The following is a 2,188-nucleotide window of genomic DNA, read 5'->3' on the forward strand; positions in this document are numbered from 1 at the left end:
AACAACACATGCCCACCTGACACACCCAGTAGCATCTTCGGTTATGCTCGCCGTTCGTCGTGAATGCCGGAGCCTTTATGTCCCTCACCCGCCTACTCGTCCCGGTCAGCCTCGCCCTGCTGACCGCTTGCGCCACACAGCCGAAACAAAACGTGACGCTGGAAAAGCAGAGTCAGTGTCCTGTGCGACTCAATAGCGGACAGAACCTGATCCTGAGCCTGCCGAGCAACCCCACCACGGGCTATCGCTGGAGCATTCAGGACTCGGCCGGCGGCGTTCTAAAAGGCCTTGGCCCGGAGGTCTATCGCAACCCCGAAGACGCTGGCGTGGTCGGCGCCGCCGGGGTATCGACCTGGCGCTTCCAGGCGTTTGCCGGTGGCACCGGGCGCTTGCGCCTGACTTATCAACAGCCATGGGCACCGGAAGTGCCACCCGTTGAAACCTTTGATTGCGCCATTTCGGTGAATTGAGTGGCGGTTGGCTGATAGGCAAACGTCCATTTGAAAGCCACACAGAACCGCCGATTTTCTGGTTAAAATGCCGGCCTTTTCGCCCCCTGTCGCTGGAACCGCCGTGAGCAAAGAACCCGATCGCCTATTCGCCCAACCCTTGGCCCAGGTGCCTGACTTCGCATTCAACGAAGATGTGGTGCGCGTCTTTCCGGACATGATCAAGCGTTCGGTGCCGGGTTACCCGACCATCGTCGAGAACCTCGGCGTGCTCGCGGCGCAATTTGCCCAGCCCAACAGCGTGCTCTACGACCTGGGATCTTCCCTTGGCGCGGTGACCCAGGCCCTGCGCCGCCATGTGCGCACCGATGGTTGCCGGGTGATCGCGGTGGATAACTCGGCGGCCATGGTCGAGCGTTGCCGCGAATACCTCAACGGCCAGGACTCGATGTTCCAGGAGTTACTGCCAGTGGAGGTGATCGAGGGCGACATCCTCGCCTTGACGTTCCAGCCGGCCTCGGTGGTGGCGTTGAACTTCACCCTGCAATTCATCGCGCCGGACCAGCGCACCGCGCTGCTCGGCCGCATCCGCCAATCGTTGCTGCCCGGTGGCGCCCTGATCCTTTCGGAGAAGCTGCGCTTCAACGATGCCGAGGAACACGCGCTGCTCACCGACCTGCACGTGGCCTTCAAGCGCGCCAACGGCTACAGCGAACTGGAAATCGCCCAGAAACGCAGCGCCATCGAAAATGTCATGAAGCCCGACAGCCTTGAAGAACACCGCGAACGCCTGTTGGCGGCCGGGTTCTCGAAAGTCGTGCCGTGGTTCCAGTGTCTTAACTTCGCCTCGTTGATTGCCTTGCCATGATTGATCTGTCTCCCCTCGCCCGCCATCTGGCCGGCACGCCCCTGGCCGATTGGGCCACGACGTTGCAGGCGCAACTCGATGCCAAGATGGAGAAGGGCCACGGCGATCTCGAACGCTGGCAGAGCGCACTGGATGCGCTGCCTGCCTTGCAGCCGACCACGGTGGATCTGCTGAATGGGCTGACCCTCGACACCGATTGCTCCGACGAAACCCGCGCCCGGATGCGTACCGCCCTGATGGGCCTGTCGCCTTGGCGCAAAGGCCCGTTCGATCTGTTTGGCGTACACGTCGACACCGAATGGCGCTCGGACTGGAAATGGTCACGCGTCGCCCCGCATCTCGATCTCAAGGGCAAGCGCATCCTCGATGTGGGCTGCGGCAATGGCTACTACATGTGGCGCATGCTAGGCGCCGGGGCAGACACGGTGATCGGCGTCGACCCCAACTGGCTGTTCTTCTGTCAGTTCCAGGCGGTGCAGCGCTACCTGTCCCAGCCCAACGCCTGGCACCTGCCGTTCCCCTTCGAAGCCCTGCCGCCGGAGCTTGAAGGCTTCGACACGGTGTTTTCCATGGGCGTGTTCTACCACCGCCGATCGCCGATCGAGCATTTGCTTGCCTTGAAGGATTGCCTGGTCAAGGGCGGTGAGCTGGTGCTGGAAACCTTGGTAATCGAGGGCGACGAACATCAGGTGCTCGTGCCGGAGGACCGCTACGCGCAGATGCGCAACGTATGGTTTCTGCCGTCAGTACCGGCCTTGGAACGCTGGCTGCGCCGCGCCGGGTTCAGCGATGTGCGCTGCGTCGACGTGAGCCTGACCACCGTGGAAGAACAACGCAGCACCGAGTGGATGAAGTATCAGTCGCTGAGCGA

The 2,188-nt window shown here is 62.2% G+C and carries 3 protein-coding genes; all 3 read left to right on the forward strand.

The window, feature by feature from the left end:
- Positions 1 to 77 precede the first annotated feature (77 nt).
- On the forward strand, positions 78 to 470 hold the full coding sequence (locus tag OC610_RS26120; protein ID WP_030139566.1) for a protease inhibitor I42 family protein: 393 nt from the start codon (positions 78 to 80) through the stop codon (positions 468 to 470).
- A gap of 67 nt (positions 471 to 537) precedes the next feature.
- Positions 538 to 1,317: a carboxy-S-adenosyl-L-methionine synthase CmoA gene (gene cmoA, locus OC610_RS26125; RefSeq protein ID WP_264431955.1), complete on the forward strand. Its 780-nt coding sequence runs from the start codon at positions 538 to 540 to the stop codon at positions 1,315 to 1,317.
- Positions 1,314 to 2,188, forward strand: an 875-nt coding sequence (cmoB, locus tag OC610_RS26130) for a tRNA 5-methoxyuridine(34)/uridine 5-oxyacetic acid(34) synthase CmoB (protein ID WP_264431958.1), incomplete at its 3' end; no start/stop codon positions are given. The genes cmoA and cmoB, both read left to right, overlap by 4 nt.

It is taken from the genome of Pseudomonas agronomica, from assembly GCF_025917275.1.
Taxonomy (GTDB): domain Bacteria; phylum Pseudomonadota; class Gammaproteobacteria; order Pseudomonadales; family Pseudomonadaceae; genus Aquipseudomonas; species Aquipseudomonas agronomica.